At 54.3% G+C, this 21117-nt stretch carries 16 protein-coding genes; 8 read left to right on the top strand and 8 right to left on the bottom strand.

The window, feature by feature from the left end:
- Nucleotides 1–5 precede the first annotated feature (5 nt).
- Entirely contained in the window at nucleotides 6–662 is a 657-nt protein-coding gene (gene can / locus FCL49_RS18155; RefSeq protein WP_061807929.1) for a carbonate dehydratase, read from the top strand.
- Nucleotides 663–698: 36 nt separating this feature from the next.
- Here can and hpt read toward each other — a convergent pair whose 3' ends face one another.
- Together hpt and cueO are read right to left on the bottom strand one after the other, a co-directional pair.
- Nucleotides 699–1235 (bottom strand): hypoxanthine phosphoribosyltransferase, encoded by a 537-nt coding sequence (gene hpt, locus FCL49_RS18150; RefSeq protein WP_012146700.1) that lies wholly within the window; start codon nucleotides 1233–1235, stop codon nucleotides 699–701.
- Between the two features lie 100 nt (nucleotides 1236–1335).
- A complete protein-coding gene (gene cueO / locus FCL49_RS18145; RefSeq protein ID WP_174354612.1) occupies nucleotides 1336–2955 on the bottom strand; it encodes a multicopper oxidase CueO in 1620 nt (539 codons plus the stop codon).
- Between the two features lie 221 nt (nucleotides 2956–3176).
- On the opposite strand from cueO, the gene FCL49_RS18140 reads away from it, so the two are divergent.
- From FCL49_RS18140 to speD, 3 genes are all read left to right on the top strand, one after another.
- A complete protein-coding gene (locus tag FCL49_RS18140) occupies nucleotides 3177–3524 on the top strand; it encodes a YacC family pilotin-like protein (RefSeq protein ID WP_037410781.1) in 348 nt (115 codons plus the stop codon).
- A gap of 110 nt (nucleotides 3525–3634) precedes the next feature.
- Entirely contained in the window at nucleotides 3635–4498 is an 864-nt protein-coding gene (gene speE, locus FCL49_RS18135) for a polyamine aminopropyltransferase (RefSeq protein ID WP_174354611.1), read from the top strand.
- Nucleotides 4499–4525: 27 nt separating this feature from the next.
- Nucleotides 4526–5320: an adenosylmethionine decarboxylase gene (gene speD, locus FCL49_RS18130; RefSeq protein WP_174354610.1), complete on the top strand. Its 795-nt coding sequence runs from the start codon at nucleotides 4526–4528 to the stop codon at nucleotides 5318–5320.
- A gap of 33 nt (nucleotides 5321–5353) precedes the next feature.
- Here speD and yacL read toward each other — a convergent pair whose 3' ends face one another.
- Nucleotides 5354–5716, bottom strand: a complete 363-nt coding sequence (gene yacL / locus FCL49_RS18125; RefSeq protein ID WP_174354609.1) for a protein YacL — start codon at nucleotides 5714–5716, stop codon at nucleotides 5354–5356.
- Between the two features lie 139 nt (nucleotides 5717–5855).
- Nucleotides 5856–8453: a bifunctional aconitate hydratase 2/2-methylisocitrate dehydratase gene (acnB, locus tag FCL49_RS18120; protein WP_174354608.1), complete on the bottom strand. Its 2598-nt coding sequence runs from the start codon at nucleotides 8451–8453 to the stop codon at nucleotides 5856–5858.
- A gap of 714 nt (nucleotides 8454–9167) precedes the next feature.
- Here acnB and FCL49_RS24785 point away from each other — a divergent pair.
- A complete protein-coding gene (locus tag FCL49_RS24785; protein ID WP_255212238.1) occupies nucleotides 9168–9290 on the top strand; it encodes a hypothetical protein in 123 nt (40 codons plus the stop codon).
- A 98-nt stretch (nucleotides 9291–9388) separates the two neighbouring features.
- Here FCL49_RS24785 and lpdA read toward each other — a convergent pair whose 3' ends face one another.
- From lpdA to pdhR, 4 genes are all read right to left on the bottom strand, one after another.
- Nucleotides 9389–10813, bottom strand: coding sequence for a dihydrolipoyl dehydrogenase (lpdA, locus tag FCL49_RS18115; RefSeq protein WP_012146711.1), 1425 nt, complete (start codon nucleotides 10811–10813; stop codon nucleotides 9389–9391).
- 233 nt (nucleotides 10814–11046) lie between these two features.
- The gene (gene aceF, locus FCL49_RS18110) at nucleotides 11047–12930 is read right to left on the bottom strand and encodes a pyruvate dehydrogenase complex dihydrolipoyllysine-residue acetyltransferase (protein WP_135317980.1); all 1884 of its coding nucleotides are present in this window, start codon (nucleotides 12928–12930) and stop codon (nucleotides 11047–11049) included.
- Between the two features lie 13 nt (nucleotides 12931–12943).
- Nucleotides 12944–15607 carry a pyruvate dehydrogenase (acetyl-transferring), homodimeric type gene (gene aceE / locus FCL49_RS18105; protein WP_174354607.1) on the bottom strand — a complete coding sequence of 888 codons (2664 nt, stop codon included), beginning with the start codon at nucleotides 15605–15607 and terminating at the stop codon, nucleotides 12944–12946.
- A gap of 170 nt (nucleotides 15608–15777) precedes the next feature.
- Nucleotides 15778–16542 (bottom strand): pyruvate dehydrogenase complex transcriptional repressor PdhR, encoded by a 765-nt coding sequence (gene pdhR, locus FCL49_RS18100; protein ID WP_012146714.1) that lies wholly within the window; start codon nucleotides 16540–16542, stop codon nucleotides 15778–15780.
- 633 nt (nucleotides 16543–17175) lie between these two features.
- Between pdhR and FCL49_RS18095 the strand changes: the two genes are divergently transcribed.
- From FCL49_RS18095 to FCL49_RS18085, 3 genes are all read left to right on the top strand, one after another.
- Nucleotides 17176–18558, top strand: a complete 1383-nt coding sequence (locus FCL49_RS18095) for an amino acid permease (RefSeq protein WP_174354606.1) — start codon at nucleotides 17176–17178, stop codon at nucleotides 18556–18558.
- 196 nt (nucleotides 18559–18754) lie between these two features.
- The gene (locus FCL49_RS18090; RefSeq protein ID WP_174354605.1) at nucleotides 18755–20155 is read left to right on the top strand and encodes a glycoside-pentoside-hexuronide (GPH):cation symporter; all 1401 of its coding nucleotides are present in this window, start codon (nucleotides 18755–18757) and stop codon (nucleotides 20153–20155) included.
- A 10-nt stretch (nucleotides 20156–20165) separates the two neighbouring features.
- On the top strand, nucleotides 20166–21116 hold the full coding sequence (locus tag FCL49_RS18085) for a glycoside hydrolase family 43 protein (protein ID WP_174354604.1): 951 nt from the start codon (nucleotides 20166–20168) through the stop codon (nucleotides 21114–21116).
- Nucleotide 21117 lies beyond the last annotated feature (1 nt).

Here is a 21117-nt window from a genome sequence, read left to right as displayed (position 1 = left end):
CTTCCATGAAAGAAATCGAAAAGCTTATCGCTAATAACCATACCTGGTCAGCTAATATCAGCAAGGAAGACCCGGACTTTTTTGAACGTTTAGCCCAGGCGCAAAAGCCTCGCTTTTTATGGATAGGTTGCTCAGACAGCCGCGTTCCCGCGGAAAGACTGACCGGGCTGGAGCCGGGTGAACTCTTTGTTCACCGTAACGTGGCCAACCTGGTGATTCACACCGATTTAAACTGCCTGTCGGTGGTGCAGTACGCCGTCGACGTACTGGAAGTTGAGCATATCATTATCTGCGGTCACCTGGGCTGCGGTGGTGTAGAAGCCGCGGTTGAGAATCCGGAACTGGGGCTGATCAACAACTGGCTGCTGCACATCCGTGACCTGTGGTACAAGCACAGCTCACTGCTGGGTGAACTGGAGCCGGAACAACGCCTCGACGTCCTCTGTGAAATCAACGTGATTGAGCAGGTCTACAACCTGGGCCATTCAACTATCATGCAGTCAGCATGGAAACGTGGCCAGAAAGTGATGATTCACGGTTGGGTGTACGGCATTCAGGACGGGCGCCTGCGCGATCTTGAAGTGGCCGCCACCAGCCGCGAGAGCCTGGAGATGGGTTATCGCAAGGCAATGGCCACCTTGCAGCAGGATAAGGGTATTTAATCCTGTCAGGGCGCGGCAAACCGCGCCCACCGCATATTACTCGTCCAGCAGCACTACTTTACCGACGTACGGCAAATGGCGATAACGCTGAGCGTAGTCGATGCCGTAACCCACCACGAACTCGTCCGGGATCGGGAAGCCCACGTACTCAACCGGCACTTCGACTTCACGACGTTCAGGCTTGTCCAGCAGGGTGCAAATCGCCAGCGATTTCGGCCCGCGCAGTGCCAGAATTTCACGCACTTTGTTCAGCGTATTGCCGGAGTCAATGATGTCTTCGACGATCAGCACGTCTTTGCCACGGATGTCTTCATCCAAATCCTTGAGGATTTTCACGTCACGGGTAGTGGACATGCCGCTGCCGTAGCTGGAGGCGGTCATAAAGTCGACCTCATGCGGCACTTCAATGGTGCGACACAGATCGGCCATGAACATAAAGGAGCCGCGCAGCAGCCCGACCAGTACCATATCACTGCCGCTATCGCGGTAATCTTCGGTGATCTGGCGGCCAAGTTCGGCGATACGGGTCTTAACTTCCTGCTCGGAAATCATTACTTCTACAGTGTGTTTCATAGGTTTTCAGGTCAGTTGCCGGAAGAAGGGCGCAGAGTTTAGCATAGCCTGAAGCCGCTGGCGACGCGAGTGCGCCGCCAGTTTTTCCCGCGTGGGTTGATCAGTCGGTTACGGTAAAGCCCAGCATCATGCCGGTATCTTCATGTTCCAACAGGTGGCAGTGGGCCATATAGGCATGATCGCTATTGGCCGGGTGATCGAAGCGTACCAGCACTTCACTGCGCCAACCTTCGACCCGCACGGTGTCTTTCCAGCCGCTGCGGTGAGCCGCCGGGGGTTTGCCGTTTTCCGACAGGATGCGGAACTGGGTGCCGTGAATATGGAACGGATGCAGCATCATGTCGCCCTCACCCGAAATGGTCCATTTTTCGTATTTGCCGCGCTTGGCCTCAAACATCGGCTTGGTCATGTCGAAGGCCTTACCGTTGATCATATTGCCATGGCTGAAGTCGAACGGCTTGGCACCCTGATCCATCCCTTTCATATTGCCGTGGTCCATCCCCTTCATACTGCCGTGATCCATGCCTTTCATGCCGGCCATATCACCACCGTCTTTAGGCATGCTGCCGTGATCCATGCTCATGCCGGCCATGGCCTGATGACCGTAACGATCCATCAGCGCCTGCATACCCAGCTTATCCAACTGCGGATTCATCATCAGTTGCAGCCAGCGCTCCTGGATCCCGCTCACCGCCGGTAATGCCGGCAGTTTGACCAGGCTGTCCGGCATGGTCTTGATACCCTGCGCCAGTGAAGGCTGAATATGTAATACCGGCAGCGGCTGGTCGAACGGAGCCAGCGTCATGCCCATCTGTTTAACCGGCAGCGTGACAATATCGAAGGGCTTGCCGTCGGAGGCATCCACCAGCACTTCAAAGCGTTCCCCCATCAGCATCGGCAGTTCGGTCAGCTTGACCGGCTCGGCCAAAAAACCGCCGTCGCTGGCGATCACGTAGAGCGGACGATGATCGCTGGTTGCCAGATTCAATGAACGCGCGTTACAACCGTTGAGGAATCGTAAGCGCAGCCAACCGCGCGGGGCCACATGTCGTGGATACTGGGCGCCATTGGTGAACATGCGGTCACCGAACCAGCCGACTGCAGCACTCATTACGTCCAGTTGGTATTCAATCTGTGCATCTTTACCCAACCGTTTGTCCTGCAGGATCACCGGAATATCATCCTGTCCCCAGGTTTTAGGCAGCGGCAGCTTGCTGCTCTCGTCGTCTTCCAGCAGAACCAGCCCCGCCAAACCCATCATCACCTGATGACCCGTCTTGCCGTGAGTGTGCGGATGGAACCAGCAGGTGGCTGCGGGCTGTTCGACCGTGAATTGCACCCTGCGCGTGGTGCCTGGCTGAATCAGTGCCTGCGGGCCGCCATCAACGTCACCGGGGATTTCCAGGCCGTGCCAATGAACGGTACTGGCCTCCGGCAAGCCATTGCGAATATCCACCGTCACCGGTTTACCGCGTTGCAATCGCACCGCAGGGCCCAATAACGCCCCATTAACTCCCCAGGTTTGGGTCGCCTTGCCCGGCAGCCAGTTCATTTCGCCGGTTTGCAGCGCCAGCGCAATGTTCCCTTGAGCGTCCGGCATCAGCAGTGGCGGGATCGGCAACGCCGGCAGCTCGGCGGCCCACACGCCCCGACTCCACAGAGGTAAAGCACTTGCCGCGCCCAGCGCAGCGGTCAATTTGATAAAATCACGGCGTAACATCGCTGACTCCCTTTTTCAGTGATCGGCACTTAATGCGGCACAAGCTGCACTGCAACTTGAAAGAGTATGGGTATAGATTGATCTGTTCACAGCCTAAACCCTCCCCTTAGCGGAAGGTCAAGCCTTTGCTGCCGGTTATGTTACCTGCAGGTAATAAAATTTGGTGCCTTTACAGGCAAGTGTGATAACGTCTGTGGACAATAAACAGGTCTATTTTCATGATGAAAAAAACAACGTTACTGGTGCTGTTGCTCACCATGCTGGGGTTCTCCAACGCCAGTCTGGCGCTGAATGAGTCTGAAGCGGAAGATCTGGCCGATCTGACGGCGGTCTTTATTTATTTGAAAAATGACTGCGGCTACAACGACTTGCCCAATGCACAAATCAAGCGCGCCATCGTTTATTTCGCTCAGCAAAACCGTTGGGATCTGACCAACTATAATAGTTTTAATATGAAGGCGCTGGGTGAAGACAGCTATCGCGATCTCAGCGGGATCGCCATCCCTACCCCCAACAAGTGCAAATCCCTGGCGCGCGACTCGCTAAGCCTGCTGGCCTACGCCAACTAATCCCCCCGCCTTGCGCTACCTCTGTTTGAAATTCAGCCGTGCATCACCAGGCAGAGTTAGCTATGATGTTGCGCCAATTTTTCATGGCTGTTATTACGGAGTCCCCGCACATGACCCAGAAAGAAATTTGGTATGAAACACTGCATGCCAACTTCGGCCAGTACTTCTCGGTAGAGAACGTGCTGTATCGTGAGAAGACCGAGCATCAGGATTTGGTGATTTTTGAAAACCCGGTTCTGGGGCGCGTGATGGCGCTCGACGGCGTGGTGCAAACCACCGAGCGCGATGAGTTCATTTATCACGAAATGATGACCCACATCCCGCTGCTGGCCCACGGCCAGGCCAGGAAGGTGCTGATCATCGGTGGTGGCGACGGTGCCATGCTGCGCGAAGTCAGCCGCCATCAGGGCGTAGAGCAGATCACTATGGTTGAGATCGACGCCGGCGTGGTCGAATTCTGCCGCCAATATCTGCCAAACCACAATGCCGGTGCTTACGATGACCCACGCTTCAAGCTGGTGATCGACGACGGCGTCAACTTTGTTAATCAGACCGATGAAAAATTCGATGTGATTATCTCTGACTGTACCGATCCCATCGGCCCCGGCGAAAGTCTGTTCACCTCGGCATTCTATGAAGGCTGCGCCCGCTGCCTGAACGACGGCGGCATTTTTGTTGCGCAGAACGGCGTGTGCTTCCTGCAACAAGACGAAGCGGTCAACAGTCACACCAGACTGAGCCAGTACTTCAACGACGTCAGCTTCTATCAGGCGGCGATCCCGACCTATTACGGCGGCATCATGACCTTCGCCTGGGCGAGCCAGGATCCGGCACTGCGCCAGCTTGATCTGCCAACGCTGCAACATCGCTTTCATCAAAGCGGCCTAAACTGTCGTTATTACAACCCGGCAATTCACGCGGGCAGCTTTGCTCTGCCACAGTATTTGCTCGACGCACTGAACGTTTCACGTTAAGCGAGAAGATAAAGGAGGTGAACCAAATTGCATAAGCTAAAACTGCACGGCTTCAACAACCTGACCAAGAGCCTGAGTTTTTGTATTTACGATATTTGTTACGCCAAAACCGCGGACGACCGCGCTGGCTATATCGCCTACATTGACGAACAATACAACGCCAATCGCCTGACCGAGATCCTGAGCGAGACCTGCTCGATCATTGGCGCCAATATTCTGAACATCGCCCGTCAGGACTATGAACCTCAGGGTGCCAGCGTCACCATTCTGGTCAGTGAAGAACCGGTTGATCCGAACGATGTCGATACCTCGGAGCATCCTGGCCCACTGTCAAAAACCGTGGTTGCGCACCTGGACAAGAGCCACATCTGCGTTCACACCTATCCGGAGAGCCATCCGGAAGGCGGTCTGTGCACTTTCCGCGCCGATATCGAAGTGTCGACCTGCGGCGTGATTTCACCGCTTAAAGCGCTGAATTACCTGATCCACCAGTTGGAATCCGACATCGTTACCATGGATTACCGCGTGCGCGGCTTTACCCGCGACGTGAACGGCGTGAAGCATTACATCGATCATGAGATCAACTCGATCCAGAACTTTATGTCTGATGATATGAAGTCGCTGTACCACATGATGGACGTGAATGTTTACCAGGAGAACATCTTCCATACCAAGATGTTGCTGAAGGATTTCGATCTGAAGCACTACCTGTTTAATGCCAAACCGGATGCGCTGAGTGCCGCCGAACGTAAAGAGATTACCGATCTGCTGTGGAAAGAGATGCAGGAAATCTATTACGGCCGCAATATTCCGCATCTGTGATAAGTAACGGGTGCGGCATGCCGCACCCTACGCTTAGTAATTCAGCATAAAAGAACGGTAGGCCTTCAGCACCTGCAGGAAATCTTCGACGCCGCAGAATGAGAGGCTTTCTTCGTCATAATAATTCATCCCCTCCTCCATCTCTTCGCCTTCAAACTCCAGCAGATTGGCACGGATCATCACTTCTTCACCGTCCATCAGCAGCGTGTATTCATGGCCTTCCAATTGCCATTGACGCTCACTGCCTTTCACTTCCGCCGCACCGGCTTCAATGCGATCCAGCAGGTTAAAATCGCCTTTGAGTTCTTCGTTGATCCAGTGGCCAATGACCTCATGCCCCATCGAAAATCTGACGATCACCTGTCCGGTCACGTCACGCAGAAATTCGTAATCCATAGCACGCCCTCCTGAGCCCTTTCTCTTAGTGTAAACATTAATTCATGACTAACTCAGTGAGCGCTCGCAAAGTTGGCAACTGAGAAAAATAAAACGGGAGGCCAAGGCCTCCCGTTAAACAGTTGCGCAATATAGCGACTTAAACAGCGGTTTGGAAGATCACGCCGTCGGCTTTTTCAGTGTACTGACCCAGTTGGTCAAAGTTCAGATAGCGGTAGGTATCCGCCGCAGATTTATCGACCTGTGCCATGTACGTCTGGTACTCGTCCGGCGTTGGCAGACGGCCCAGCAATGAAGCCACCGCCGCCAGTTCTGCAGAAGCCAGATACACGTTAGCGCCAGTACCCAAACGGTTCGGGAAGTTACGGGTAGAGGTGGAAACTACCGTCGCGCCGTCGGCCACACGCGCCTGGTTACCCATGCACAGTGAACAACCCGGGATCTCGATGCGTGCCCCGCTCTTGCCGAATACGCTGTAGTAGCCTTCTTCGGTCAACTGAGCTGCGTCCATCTTGGTTGGCGGAGCCACCCACAGACGGGTCGGCAACTGGCCCTTGTGCTGATCCAGCAACTTACCGGCGGCACGGAAGTGACCGATGTTGGTCATGCAAGAGCCGATGAACACTTCATCAATCTTGCTGTTGGCCACATCAGACAGCAGACGCGCATCATCCGGATCGTTTGGTGCGCACAGGATTGGCTGAGTGATCTCTGCCAGATCGATCTCGATCACCGCAGCGTATTCTGCATCCGCATCGCCTTCCAGCAGTTGCGGATCCGCCAGCCATTTCTGCATGCCCTGGATACGACGCTCCAGCGTACGGCGGTCGCCATAGCCTTCGGAGATCATCCACTTCAGCAGTACGATGTTGGAGTTCAGGTACTCTTCAATCGGTGCCTTATCCAGTTTGATGGTACAACCGGCAGCGGAACGCTCGGCGGAGGCGTCGGTCAGTTCGAACGCCTGCTCAACTTTCAGCTCCGGCAAACCTTCGATTTCCAGAATACGGCCGGAGAAGATGTTCTTCTTGCCCTTCTTCTCAACCGTCAGCAGACCCTGCTGGATAGCGTAGTAAGGGATGGCATGCACCAGGTCGCGCAGCGTGATACCTGGCTGCATTTTACCTTTGAAGCGCACCAGCACCGACTCAGGCATATCCAGCGGCATCACGCCGGTGGCGGCCGCAAAGGCGACCAGGCCTGAACCCGCCGGGAAGGAAATGCCGATCGGGAAACGGGTGTGGGAGTCACCACCGGTACCCACGGTATCCGGCAGCAGCATACGGTTCAGCCAGGAGTGGATAACGCCGTCGCCAGGGCGCAGCGATACGCCACCACGGTTCATGATAAAGTCAGGCAGCGTGTGGTGAGTGGTCACATCAACCGGTTTCGGGTACGCGGCAGTGTGGCAGAACGACTGCATCACCAGATCGGCGGAGAAGCCCAGGCAAGCCAGGTCTTTCAGCTCGTCACGGGTCATCGGACCGGTGGTGTCCTGAGAACCGACGGAGGTCATCTTCGGCTCGCAGTATTCCCCCGGACGCACGCCGGCAACGCCACAGGCGCGGCCAACCATTTTCTGCGCCAGCGAGAAGCCTTTGTTGCTGGCTGCCACTTCTTTGGCAATGCGGAACACATCGCTGTGCGGCAGACCCAAAGATTCGCGCGCTTTGGTGGTCAGGCCACGGCCGATGATCAGTGGGATACGGCCACCGGCGCGCACTTCGTCGAGCAGCACGTCGGTTTTCAGTTCGAAGTTGGCAATCAGTTCACCGGTTTCATGGTTACGCACTTCACCTTTGTACGGGTAAATGTCGATCACATCGCCCATGTTCAGGTCATTAACGTCCACTTCAATCGGCAGTGCACCGGCATCTTCCATGGTGTTGAAGAAGATTGGCGCAATTTTACCGCCCAGTACCACACCGCCGCCGCGCTTGTTAGGCACGTGCGGGATGTCGTCGCCCATAAACCACAGCACCGAGTTGGTGGCGGACTTACGGGAAGAACCGGTACCGACCACGTCACCGACGTAGGCCAGTGGGAAGCCTTTTTTGTTAAGCAGTTCGATTTGCTTGATCGGGCCAACGCTGCCCGGCTGATCCGGCACTATGCCTTCACGTTCGTTTTTCAGCATCGCCAGGGCGTGCAGCGGGATATCCGGGCGCGACCAGGCATCCGGTGCCGGTGACAGATCATCGGTATTGGTTTCGCCGGTGACTTTGAACACGGTAACGGTGATTTTTTCCGCCAACTGCGGACGTGACAGATACCACTCGGCATCGGCCCAGGACTGCATAATCTGTTTGGCGTGTGGGTTACCCGCCTTGGCTTTCTCTTCCACGTCGTAGAAGTTATCAAACATCAGCAGCGTATGGGACAGCGCTTTGGCGGCAATCGCAGCCAATTTTTCGTTATCCAGCGCGTCAATCAGCGGATGAATGTTATAGCCGCCCTGCATGGTGCCCAGCAGTTCAATGGCTTTCTCAGGGGTAATCAGGGGAGAGGTTGCTTCGCCTTTGGCGATGGCTGCCAGGAAACCTGCTTTCACATAGGCGGCTTCGTCGACGCCTGGGGGTACACGGTTAATCAGCAGGTCTAACAGGAATTCTTCTTCGCCTTTTGGCGGATTCTTTAATGATTCAACCAGCGCTGCCATTTGGGTGGCGTCTAACGGCTTAGGGACGATGCCCTCTGCAGCACGCTCGGCTACGTGCTTACGGTATTCTTCTAGCACGACATTCTCCTCGCTCTCATTGTCATTTATTGTGCCTGGCGTTTATACCCGTCGTCTTTAAAGCCGTAGGGTATATATTTTCAAACCGGGTTTAGCGCACGGTGTTGATGCCATTGATCCTGACGGGGCACTGCTGTCGATGTCCTGGACTGTAAGTTACAGTGCCCGGTTCCGCTCAGCCAGCATATCAGGATTTGAATTGGTTGTTAATTCGTTCACATAAAAGCAACATTAAATCTTTGCTGAATCGTTGAGTACAGTGTAATCGGCTGCGGTACAGGCCAGCCGGGGTGTGGTAAGCAATACGATTTAGCCTGACGAGCACAACACAATAGCCATACATTTACAATGGTTACTGTTTGTGAAGATCAAAAGTTGAGAGCCGGAGACACAAAAAAACCGCCGTAAAGGCGGTTCTTTTGTTCCGTTCGGTGTTAGCAGGCACCTCACGGGTTTCTTACATCGTTAAAGAACGATACAAGCGCTACCGAGCCAAAGCATTGTGCGCAACATCGTTCAAAAAATCAACTAAACAATGTTATCACTGCTGTTTTTAGGTACTCTCTCGATGGGTCTGTTCTGCCGGTTTAGCAGCCGGTCATCGGGCTTGAGAACAGTGCTGCAACTACTGCGATACAGGCGCTACCGAGCGCTTGTTCCGCCGGGATTTTTCCGGTGAAGTCGCGGTGGTCGTGGTTCCACAGGGATCGCGCAATGAAAGGGAGTTCTATGTTTATCCTGCTCATTGTACTGGGATCGGCGTTTGGCGTGAGCAAAGGGGGTTGGTCGGTTAACGGTAACAACCTGACGCTGAATGTGATATTCCAGAACAAGTAAGCTACTGGCCGCTCACTGAGCGGCCTTTTACTGAACGTCATCCATAAAAAAACGGCCCCTTTTCAGGAGCCGCTTATCAACCGTTCAAACCAGCAGAATTACTTCTTCTTGGCTTTCGGGTTAGGCAAGTCGGTGATGCTGCCTTCGTAGATCTCAGCCGCCAAACCTACAGATTCGTGCAGGGTTGGGTGAGCATGGATAGTCAGCGCGATGTCTTCTGCGTCACAACCCATCTCGATAGCCAGACCGATCTCACCCAGCAGCTCGCCGCCGTTGGTGCCGACAATCGCGCCACCGATGATACGGTGAGTTTCTTTGTCGAAGATCAGTTTGGTCATGCCGTCTGCACAATCGGAAGCGATAGCACGGCCGGAAGCTGCCCACGGGAAGGTGGAAGTTTCGTAGCTGATGCCTTTCTCTTTCGCTTCTTTCTCGGTCAGACCCACCCAGGCAACTTCCGGCTCGGTGTACGCGATCGATGGGATCACTTTCGGGTCGAAGTAGTGCTTCATGCCGGCGATAACTTCAGCGGCAACGTGGCCTTCATGCACGCCTTTGTGCGCCAGCATCGGTTGACCGACGATGTCGCCGATAGCGAAGATGTGCGGCACGTTGGTGCGCAGCTGTTTGTCGACGTTGATGAAGCCACGCTCGTCAACTTCAACACCGGCTTTACCCGCTTCCAGCAGTTTGCCGTTCGGCACACGACCGATAGCCACCAGCACCGCGTCGTAACGCTGTGGTTCTGCAGGCGCTTTTTTGCCTTCCATAGTGACGTAGATGCCGTCTTCTTTGGCTTCTACCGCGGTCACTTTGGTTTCCAGCATCAGGTTGAACTGCTTGCTGATGCGTTTGGTGAAGACTTTCACCACGTCTTTGTCAGCAGCCGGGATCACCTGGTCAAACATTTCGACCACGTCAATCTGTGAACCCAACGCATGGTATACGGTGCCCATTTCCAGGCCGATGATGCCGCCGCCCATAACCAGCAGACGCTCTGGGACAGTTTTCAGTTCCAGTGCATCGGTAGAGTCCCACACGCGTGGGTCTTCATGAGGAATGAATGGCAGTTGGATCGGACGGGAACCTGCGGCAATGATGGCATTGTCGAAGTTGATGGTGGTTGGGCCATTTTCGCCTTCAACAACCAGGGTGTTAGCGCCGGTGAACTTGCCCAGGCCGTTAACCACTTTCACTTTACGGCCTTTAGCCATACCAGCCAGACCGCCGGTCAGCTGATTGATGACTTTTTCTTTCCAGACGCGCACTTTGTCGATGTCAGTTTTCGGCTCGCCGAAAACGATGCCGTGTTCGGCCAGCGCTTTGGCTTCTTCGATCACTTTGGCAACGTGCAACAGGGCTTTGGAAGGAATACATCCCACGTTCAGGCAAACCCCGCCCAGAGTGGAATAACGTTCAACCAGAACGGTTTCAAGACCTAAGTCAGCGCAACGAAAGGCTGCAGAGTAACCTGCCGGGCCCGCCCCAAGTACCACGACCTGAGTTTTAATTTCAGTACTCATCATGACCTCTTAATTGATTGTCCGGCGGGTCAGACGTCATTTTTATAGCTAATCGATCTCATAACGCCCTTCATCCACCGGGACGCTTACACCGACAGCAGTTTACAGAATTGTTAATAATCTGCAAAGCGTGTTCGAGTGACCCGTGTCTCAACAATTTTGTCGAGTCGTGCAAAAACCGACAAAACTGCTACTGAAGCGATAAGGGCGCAGCATGCTGCGCCCTTTTTTCATTACATCACCATACGGCGGATGTCTGCCAGCATGTTGTTGATGATGGTAATAAAGCGCGCACCATCTGCACCGTCAATCACACGGTGGTCGAAGGAGAGCGACATTGGCATCATCAGACGCGGCACGAACTCTTTACCGTTCCAGACCGGCTCCATAGCAGACTTGGAGACGCCCAGAATGGCCACTTCCGGTGCATTCACAATCGGTGCGAAGTGAGTCGTCCCGATACCGCCCAGGCTAGAGATGGTGAAACACCCACCCTGCATTTCGCCTGCGGTCAGCTTGCCGTCACGAGCTTTTTTGGAGATAGCCATCAGTTCGCGGGACAGTTCGGTGATGCTCTTCTTGTTCACATCCTTGAACACTGGAACCACCAGACCGTTTGGCGTATCAACCGCCACACCCACGTTGATGTATTTTTTCAGCGTCAGCTTCTGGCCATCTTCGGACAGAGAGCTGTTGAAGCGTGGCATCTGCTCCAGAGCAGCGGCAACGGCTTTCATGATGAACACCACCGGGGTGAACTTCACATCCAGCTTACGCTTGGCCGCTTCTTCGTTCTGTTGCTTGCGGAAAGCTTCCAGATCGGTGATATCGGTTTTGTCGAAGTGAGTCACGTGCGGGATCATCACCCAGTTACGGCTCAGGTTGGCACCAGAGATTTTCTGGATACGACCCAGTTCAACTTCTTCGATCTCACCGAACTTGCTGAAGTCCACTTTCGGCCATGGCAGCATGCCTGGCAGACCGCCACCGGCAGCAGCAGCCGGAGCCGCTTCTGCACGTTTGACCGCGTCTTTCACGTAAGTCTGAACGTCTTCGCGCAGGATGCGGCCTTTACGACCGGTGCCTTTCACTTTCGCCAGGTTTACGCCGAATTCACGCGCCAGACGGCGGATGACCGGGGTAGCGTGCACATAAGCGTCGTTCTCAGCGAACTCGCCTTTGGCAGCCGGTGCAGCCTGTTGGGCCGGTGCAGAACTTGCAGCCGGAGCCGGTGCAGCTTCTGCTTTTTGGGCAGGAGCGGCAGCAGGCGCAGCGCCTTCTACTTCGAAGACCATGATCAGGGAACCGGTTTTTACTTTATCGCCGGCGCTGATTTTGATTTCTTTCACGGTACCTGCGAACGGTGCCGGCACTTCCATAGAAGCCTTGTCACCTTCAACGGTGATCAGTGACTGCTCAGCGGCAACTTTGTCGCCCACTTTAACCATCACTTCTGTGACTTCTACTTCGTCGCCGCCGATGTCCGGTACTGCAACGTCTTTGGCAGCAGAAGCCGCCGGTGCCGCTGGGGCAGCCGGTGCTTGTGCCGCAGCCGGAGCAGCAGCAGAAGCGGCGCCAGCCACTTCGAACACCATGATCATAGAACCGGTGGTGACTTTGTCGCCGGTGGCGATTTTGATCTCTTTCACGGTACCTGCGAACGGTGCCGGCACTTCCATTGAAGCCTTGTCGCCTTCAACGGTGATCAGGGACTGCTCGGCTTCCACCTTGTCGCCCACTTTCACCAGGATCTCGGTCACTTCAACTTCGTCAGCGCCGATGTCCGGTACCGCAACGTCTTTGGCAGCAGCGGCAGCCGGTGCAGCAGCAGGTGCTGCGGCCGGTTTTTCTTCAGCCTTGGCTGCTGGTGCGGCCTGAGCCGCCCCTTCTGCTTCAAAGATCATCAGCAGTTTGCCGGTTTCGGTTTTATCACCGACGGAAACCTTGATTTCTTTAACCACACCCGCCTGCGGGGATGGGACTTCCATGGAAGCTTTATCACCTTCAACGGTGATCAGCGATTGTTCAGCTTCAACTTTATCGCCCACTTTCACCAGAATTTCGGTGATTTCCACTTCGTCTGCACCGATGTCCGGTACTTTAATTTCGATAGACATTCTTCAGTACCTCTTATGCCAGACGCGGGTTAACTTTTTCTGGGTTGATGTCGAATTTCTTAATCGCATCAGCTACCACAGAAGCTTCAATTTCACCGCGTTTAGCCAGTTCACCCAGTGCAGCAACCACAACGTAAGAAGCATCAACTTCAAAGTGGTGGCGCAGGTTTTCGCGGCTGTCTGAACGACCGAAGCCGTCAGTACCCAGAACGCGATAGTCGCTGGCTGGAACGTAAGTACGAACCTGTTCTGCGAACAGTTTCATGTAGTCGGTAGACGCAACCGCCGGCGCTTCGTTCATCACCTGAGCGATGTAAGGTACGCGCGGAGTTTCGGTTGGGTGCAGCATGTTCCAACGCTCACAATCCTGGCCATCACGCGCCAGTTCAGTGAAGGAGGTCACGCTGTAGATGTCAGAACCCACGCCGTAATCGTCAGCCAGGATCTTCGCCGCATCACGAACGTGACGCAGGATAGAACCTGAACCCAGCAACTGAACCTTGCCTTTGCTGCCTGCCAGAGTGTCCAGCTTGTAGATACCTTTACGGATACCTTCTTCTGCACCCTGCGGCATAGCCGGCATATGGTAGTTTTCGTTCAGCGTGGTGATGTAGTAGTAGACGTTTTCTTGCGCATCACCGTACATGCGAACCAGACCGTCGTGCATGATCACTGCCACTTCGTACGCGTAAGCTGGATCGTAAGAGATACAGTTAGGAATAGTCAGGGACTGGATGTGGCTGTGGCCGTCTTCGTGCTGCAGACCTTCACCGTTCAGGGTGGTACGGCCTGAAGTACCGCCTACCAGGAAGCCGCGCGCCTGTTGGTCGCCCGCTGCCCAGCACAGATCACCGATACGCTGGAAACCGAACATCGAATAGTAGATGTAGAACGGGATCATTGGCAGATTGTTGGTGCTGTAGGAAGTCGCTGCGGCCAACCATGAAGAGGCTGCGCCCAGTTCGTTGATACCTTCCTGCAGGATCTGGCCTTTCTCGTCTTCTTTGTAGTAAGCAACCTGCTCACGGTCCTGCGGAGTGTACTGCTGGCCGTTCGGGCTGTAGATACCGATCTGACGGAACAGACCTTCCATCCCGAAGGTACGAGCTTCGTCGGCAATGATTGGAACCAGGCGATCTTTGATCGACTTGTTCTTCAGCATCACGTTCAGGGCACGCACAAAGGCGATGGTGGTAGAAATTTCTTTGTTCTGCTCTTCCAGCAAGGAGCTGAAGTCTGCCAGAGCCGGCATTTCCAGCTTCTCGGTGAACTTCGGCATACGGGTAGGCACATAGCCTGCCAGTGCCTGACGGCGTTCATGCAGGTATTTGTACTCTTCGGAATCTTTCTCGAAGGTGACGTACGGCAGTTTTTCGATGTCAGCATCGGCAACCGGCACGTTGAAACGATCGCGGAAGTGGTGAACCCCTTCCATGTTCATTTTCTTCACCTGGTGAGCAATGTTTTTACCTTCCGCGGTTTCACCCATGCCGTAACCTTTGATGGTATGGGCCAGGATAACGGTTGGTTTGCCTTGGGTGTCCTGCGCTTTTTTCAGTGCAGCAAAGACTTTCTTCGGATCGTGACCGCCACGGTTCAGCGCCCAGATCTCTTCGTCGGTCATATCTTTGACCAGCGCAGCCGTTTCCGGGAAGCGACCGAAGAAGTGCTCACGTACGTAAGCGCCGTCTTTGGATTTGAAGGTCTGGTAGTCGCCGTCCAGGGTTTCGTTCATCAGCTGGATCAGCTTGCCGCTGGTATCTTTACGCAGCAGTTCATCCCAACGACCACCCCAGATCACTTTCAGTACCTGCCAGCCTGCGCCAGCGAAGATGCCTTCCAGCTCATTGATGATCTTGCCGTTACCGGTAACCGGGCCGTCCAGACGCTGCAGGTTGCAGTTGATGACGAAGACCAGGTTGTCCAGCTTCTCACGGGTAGCGATGGTGATCGCGCCCTTGGATTCCGGCTCATCCATCTCGCCGTCGCCCAGGAAGGCATAAACGGTTTGAGCAGAGGTGTTCTTCAGGCCACGGTGTTCCAGATATTTCAGGAACTTCGCTTGATAAATGGCGCTGATTGGGCCCAGGCCCATAGAAACGGTCGGGAACTGCCAGAATTCCGGCATCAGTTTAGGATGCGGGTAAGAGGACAGGCCTTTGCCGTGAACTTCCTGACGGAAGTTATTCATTTGGTCTTCGGTCAAGCGGCCTTCAAGGAAGGCACGTGCGTAAACGCCCGGAGAGATGTGGCCCTGGAAGTAAACCAGATCGCCGCCATCTTGTTCGGTGCGTGCACGGAAGAAGTGGTTGAAGCAGACTTCATAGAAGGTCGCAGAAGATTGGAAGGAAGCCATGTGGCCGCCCAGATCCAGATCTTTTTTGGAAGCACGAAGAACGGTCATTACCGCATTCCAGCGAATAGCGCTGCGGATACGACGCTCAAGATCCAGGTTACCAGGGTAAGCAGGTTCGTCTTCCACCGCGATGGTGTTGACGTAGTTGTGAGCCGCAGCACCGGCTGCAACGCTAACACCGCCTTTACGGGCTTCACCCAGAACCTGATCAATCAGAAACTGAGCTCGCTCAACACCCTCTTCACGGATGACCGATTCGATCGCCTGCAGCCAGTCGCGGGTTTCGATCGGATCCACGTCATTGTTTAAACGTTCTGACATGGTGGTATTCCTTATCTGTCTAATGGTTTGTTTTGGAGCCTGTCTTCCTGTGTTCTGAGACAAAACACACGAAGACAGGCCCATCAGTTTAGTTGCCGCTTACTTAAATGCTTAATTAAGCACTTCGAACGCAAACCCCGCAGGCTGGTGTGCCCTGAAGAGAACCGCTCTTAATCCTTGCGTTGCTGGAGACGCCGCAGCGATCTCTCGCGTCGGGTATGCTCCCGACTGAGATCCAGCAAGATTTCCTCGATAAACGCCAAATGGCGGTGCGAGGCTTCACGAGCTTTTTCTGGCTCGCGTGCCACAATCGCCTCAAAAATTCCGGCGCGGTGGCTGCTCACTTTTGCCAACATCTCACGGCGCGAGTAGAGCAATTCAAAGTTCTGACGCACGTTCTGTTCCAGCATCGGCCCCATACAGCGCAGCAGGTGCAGTAACACAACGTTGTGGGCAGCTTCGGTCACGGCGATTTGGTATTGCATGACCGCGTCGGCTTCGGCGTCGAGATCGCCGCTGTCCTGGGCCTGCTGAATCAGCATATGGCAATCGCGGATGCGTGCCAGATCTTCGTCGGTACCGCGCAATGCCGCGTAATAGGCAGCAATGCCTTCGAGAGCATGACGGGTTTCCAACAGATCGAATTGTGATTCAGGATGGTCGGCCAGCAGTTCAGCCAGCGGATCGCTAAAGCTCTGCCACAGATTAGTTTGTACAAAGGTGCCACCGCCCTGACGGCGCAGGAGCAGCCCTTTGGCTTCCAGGCGCTGGATAGCCTCTCTCAGAGAAGGGCGGGAAACATCAAATTGTTTCGCCAGTTCACGCTCCGGGGGCAGTTTTTCGCCTGGACGCAGTGTTCCCTCGAGGATCAGATGTTCGAGCTGCTGCTCGATAACGTCTGACAACTTGGGTTGGCGGATTTTGCTGTAGGCCATGGGTGATTTCTTCTCTGCGAATGGCGCGGAGTCAATTGGTAATACCAATTTCAAAAACGTGACGGTAAAGTAACAAAGTATTCACCTCCTGTCCATATGGGCCTTGATCGAAATCAGGTTACCCGCACATTTTAACACCTCAATACCAGACCTGCTGCAAACCGCTAACGCACGCTTGGTAATACCATTTACGAGGTAGGTTTTTGATTTAACTTTTGCGAAACCTGCCGTCAGGCAGACTGAAGCATCTAAGGCAGAGTTTTATTGCATGTTTATTAAGCTTAAATGAATGGCTATTTTCGTCGCATAAGATGCCTTTAATCGGTTAATACTTCGCCATCCCCCCACCGTCAGAGCTAAATTATTTTTGCGCATTATGTGAGTTAATGCTTATTTCATGCATTGAATCCCCCCTGTCGTCACACAACCCGCATTTTGTTTCCTAAACTGCTGAAATCTTAATCACTCACCACATAAAGCAGGTGCAAACTGGCGCACATAACATTATTCTTTGCCAAACGGTAGCGGCTCCGTGGAATTAATAGATATAACGCCGTAAATAAAACAAAACACACATCGTAACCACTGCTTTACAGCATGTGAGTAATTCTGCAACGACAGAGGGTTTCATTGATGGATGGTCAACAGCATGATGGCGACCAGCTGAAACGCGGCCTTAAAAACCGCCATATTCAGCTTATTGCACTAGGGGGCGCTATTGGTACCGGGCTATTTCTCGGCATCGCGCAAACAATAAAGATGGCCGGCCCTTCGGTCATTCTCGGTTATGCCATTGGCGGCTTTATCGCATTTCTGATCATGCGCCAACTGGGTGAAATGGTGGTCGAAGAGCCGGTGGCCGGTTCCTTTAGTCACTTCGCCTATAAATACTGGGGCAACTTCGCCGGCTTCGCTTCCGGCTGGAACTACTGGGTGCTGTACGTCCTGGTTGCCATGGCGGAACTGACCGCGGTAGGGATCTATGTGCAGTACTGGTGGCCGGAGATCCCGACCTGGGTATCGGCAGCCGTATTCTTCCTGGCGATTAATGCCATCAACCTGGCGAACGTGAAGGTGTATGGCGAGATGGAGTTCTGGTTCGCCATCATCAAGGTAGTGGCGATTATCGGCATGATCGTGTTCGGTGCCTACCTGCTGTTCAGCGGCATGGGCGGCCCGGAAGCCACCGTGACCAATCTGTGGGCGCAGGGCGGGTTCTTCCCGAACGGCGTCATGGGACTGGTGATGGCGATGGCGGTGATCATGTTCTCCTTTGGTGGACTGGAGTTGGTGGGCATCACCGCGGCAGAAGCCGACAATCCGCAGAAAAGCATTCCCAAAGCCACCAATCAGGTGATCTACCGTATTCTGCTGTTCTATATCGGTTCACTGACCATTCTGTTGTCGCTGTACCCGTGGGGCAAAGTGGTTGAAGGCGGTAGCCCGTTCGTACTGATCTTCCACGCGCTGAACAGCAACCTGGTTGCAACGGTGCTGAACGTGGTGGTGTTGACCGCCGCGCTGTCGGTATACAACAGCTGCGTCTACTGCAACAGCCGCATGCTGTACGGCCTGGCAAAGCAGGGCAACGGGCCGAAAAGCCTGCTGAAAGTCGACGGTCGCGGCGTCCCTGTCATTGCGATTGCCGTCTCCGCCACTGCCACGGCGTTCTGCGTACTGATTAACTACCTGATCCCTGGCCGTGCCTTCGAACTGCTGATGGCATTGGTGGTGTCGGCACTGGTGATCAACTGGGCAATGATCAGCCTGGCGCACCTGAAGTTCCGCGCCGCCAAGAACCGCGAAGGCGTTGAACCGAAGTTCAAGGCCTTCTGGTATCCGTTCAGCAACTATCTGTGTCTGGTATTTATGGCCGCGATCCTGGTGATTATGTACCTGACGCCGGGCATTCAAATCTCGGTGTTATTGATTCCGGTTTGGGTCGCCATTTTAGGCATCGGCTATGCCGTTAAACAGCGCAGCCAGCGTGCCGTAAACGCAGCCGGCCGCGGTTAATTAACAAAAAAAACAAGGCCCGCAGTGCAAACTGTGGGCCTTTTTATTGCCGCTCTATTCTGCAAGCTGGCTCACAGTTTCCCCGCCACGGTTGATTTGTCCATCTCTACAACCATTCACTTCTGATAACTCGCCGCCAACCGGGACAATAATCGTTGCCACTCAGTCAGACTTTGCCGGTGCGGAGAAAATGTCCATGAAGAGCAACGCCCTATCAATAAAAGAAAAAATTGGCTACGGCATGGGAGATGCCGGCTGCAACATGATCGGCGGCGCGATTATGCTGTTTCTCAACTATTTCTATACCGATATCTACGGTCTGACTCCCGCATTGGTCGGCGTGCTGCTGCTGTCAGTCCGCGTGCTGGATGCCATCACCGATCCGATTATGGGCGCCATAGCCGATCGCACCCAAAGCCGTTGGGGCCGCTTTCGCCCCTGGTTGCTGTGGATCTCCCTGCCGTATGTATTATTCAGCGTGTTGATGTTTACAACGCCGGAATGGAGCTACAACAGTAAAGTGGTCTACGCCTTCGCCACTTACTTCCTGATGTCGCTGACCTACACGGCAATCAATATCCCCTACTGTTCGCTGGGCGGCGTGATTACTGCCGATCCGCACGAACGGGTCTCCTGTCAGTCCTACCGGTTTATCCTGGTCGGCATCGCTACCCTGATCCTGTCCCTGACGCTGTTGCCCATGGCCGAATGGTTTGGCGGCGCAAACAAGGCGCGTGGCTATCAGATGGCAATGGGTGTACTGGCACTGATTGCCCTGTTCATGTTTCTATTCTGCTTTGCTACGGTTAAAGAACGCATACGTCCGGCAGTGCCAACCCATGACGCCCTTAAATCCGATCTGAGAGACGTATGGAAAAACGATCAGTGGGTGCGCATTCTGCTGCTGACGTTTTGCAACGTCTGCCCCGGTTTTATCCGCATGGCCGCCACCATGTATTACGTCACCTATGTCATGCAACAATCCGCCTCCTTCGCCAGCCTGTTTATCGCGCTGGGCGTAGTGGGCATGATGGTTGGCAGCGCGTTGGCCAAGCCCTTGACCGATCGCTTCTGCAAACTGAAAGTGTTCTTCTGGACCAATATTTTGCTGGCGGCGTTTTCGTGCGGCTTTTATTTCCTCAACCCTCAGGTTACTTCGCTGATAGTCGCCGCCTATTTCCTGCTGAATATCCTGCATCAGATCCCTTCGCCGCTGCACTGGTCGTTAATGGCCGACGTGGACGATTACGGCGAATGGAAAACCGGCAAGCGCATCACCGGCATCAGTTTTTCCGGCAACCTGTTCTTCCTTAAAGTCGGGCTGGCGGTGGCCGGTGCCATGGTGGGCTTCCTGATGTCGTTGTCCGGCTATCAGGCGGATGCGGCCAGCCAAAGCGCCGGAGCACTTAACAGCATCGTGCTGTTGTTCACCGTGATCCCCGGTATCGGATATCTGATCACTGCCGGCGTGGTACGCCTGCTGAAGGTTGATCGCCAACTGATGCGCCAGATTCAGATCGACCTGGAAAAGCGACGCATTAATTACCGCGAGCTAACCGACTACTCTGAACAGCAACTAAAAACCCGAACCCCGTAAGGAGCCTGCGATGCGCGACTACCCTAATCCCTTGATTGAACAGCGGGCCGACCCATTTGTTCTGCGCCACAGCGATGGCTATTACTACTTCACCGCCTCGGTACCGGAATATGACCGGTTAGAACTTCGGCGCGCGCGTAGCCTCAGCGAACTGGCGCAAGCCAGCCCGACGGTGGTGTGGCGAAAACCACAGCAGGGGCCAATGAGCCATTTGATCTGGGCGCCGGAACTGCACTTTATTAACGGCAAATGGTATTTATACTTTGCCGCAGCCCATAGCCCGGAGATTGCCAATGGCCTGTTCCAGCACCGAATGTTTGCTCTGGAATGCAGTGCAGCCAACCCACTGACCGGAGAGTGGGAGGAAAAAGGTCGAATTTACACCCATATCGACAGTTTCTCCCTCGACGCCACCCATTTTGAACATCGTGGCCAACACTATTATCTCTGGGCGCAGAAGGATCCAACGATCCCCGGCAACTCCAACCTGTATCTGGCCGAGATGGAGGATCCCTGGACGCTGAAGGGCCGACCGGTGATGCTCAGCCAACCGGAACTCCCTTGGGAAACCGTCGGGTTCTCGGTCAATGAAGGGCCGGCGGTGATCACCCATGGCCAGAAGATATTTATCAGTTACTCCGCCAGCGCGACCGACGAGAACTATTGCCTCGGCCTGCTGTGGGCCGATATCGACAGCGACATTACCGATGCCACCCAATGGCATAAGCTCGACCAGCCCGTGTTTCGCACCAGCGTAAAAAACCGCCAGTTCGGCCCTGGGCACAACAGCTTTACCCTGGATGAACAGGGGCAAGATATTTTGGTTTACCATGCGCGTAATTACACAGAGATCGAGGGGGATCCGCTCTATGACCCAAATCGTCATACACGGATTAAACCGCTGGAATGGGATGAGGAAGGAATGCCGGTATTGGGTGAACCCCCGGCAGATAATCGTTAAT

Source organism: Serratia proteamaculans (assembly GCF_013337185.1).
Classification (GTDB): domain Bacteria; phylum Pseudomonadota; class Gammaproteobacteria; order Enterobacterales; family Enterobacteriaceae; genus Serratia; species Serratia proteamaculans_D.
Note: the sequence above shows the minus strand (reverse complement) of the source record. Positions and strands in the feature narration are given on the sequence as shown.

Coding starts and splice junctions, on each gene's coding strand:
- can (WP_061807929.1), top strand. CDS start 6: ATGAAAGAAATCGAAAAGCTTATCGCTAATAACCATACCTGGTCAGCT.
- hpt (WP_012146700.1), bottom strand. CDS start 1,235: ATGAAACACACTGTAGAAGTAATGATTTCCGAGCAGGAAGTTAAGACC.
- cueO (WP_174354612.1), bottom strand. CDS start 2,955: ATGTTACGCCGTGATTTTATCAAATTGACCGCTGCGCTGGGCGCGGCA.
- FCL49_RS18140 (WP_037410781.1), top strand. CDS start 3,177: ATGAAAAAAACAACGTTACTGGTGCTGTTGCTCACCATGCTGGGGTTC.
- speE (WP_174354611.1), top strand. CDS start 3,635: ATGACCCAGAAAGAAATTTGGTATGAAACACTGCATGCCAACTTCGGC.
- yacL (WP_174354609.1), bottom strand. CDS start 5,716: ATGGATTACGAATTTCTGCGTGACGTGACCGGACAGGTGATCGTCAGA.
- FCL49_RS24785 (WP_255212238.1), top strand. CDS start 9,168: ATGAAAGGGAGTTCTATGTTTATCCTGCTCATTGTACTGGGATCGGCG.
- lpdA (WP_012146711.1), bottom strand. CDS start 10,813: ATGAGTACTGAAATTAAAACTCAGGTCGTGGTACTTGGGGCGGGCCCG.
- aceF (WP_135317980.1), bottom strand. CDS start 12,930: ATGTCTATCGAAATTAAAGTACCGGACATCGGTGCAGACGAAGTGGAA.
- aceE (WP_174354607.1), bottom strand. CDS start 15,607: ATGTCAGAACGTTTAAACAATGACGTGGATCCGATCGAAACCCGCGAC.
- pdhR (WP_012146714.1), bottom strand. CDS start 16,542: ATGGCCTACAGCAAAATCCGCCAACCCAAGTTGTCAGACGTTATCGAG.
- FCL49_RS18095 (WP_174354606.1), top strand. CDS start 17,176: ATGGATGGTCAACAGCATGATGGCGACCAGCTGAAACGCGGCCTTAAA.
- FCL49_RS18090 (WP_174354605.1), top strand. CDS start 18,755: ATGAAGAGCAACGCCCTATCAATAAAAGAAAAAATTGGCTACGGCATG.
- FCL49_RS18085 (WP_174354604.1), top strand. CDS start 20,166: ATGCGCGACTACCCTAATCCCTTGATTGAACAGCGGGCCGACCCATTT.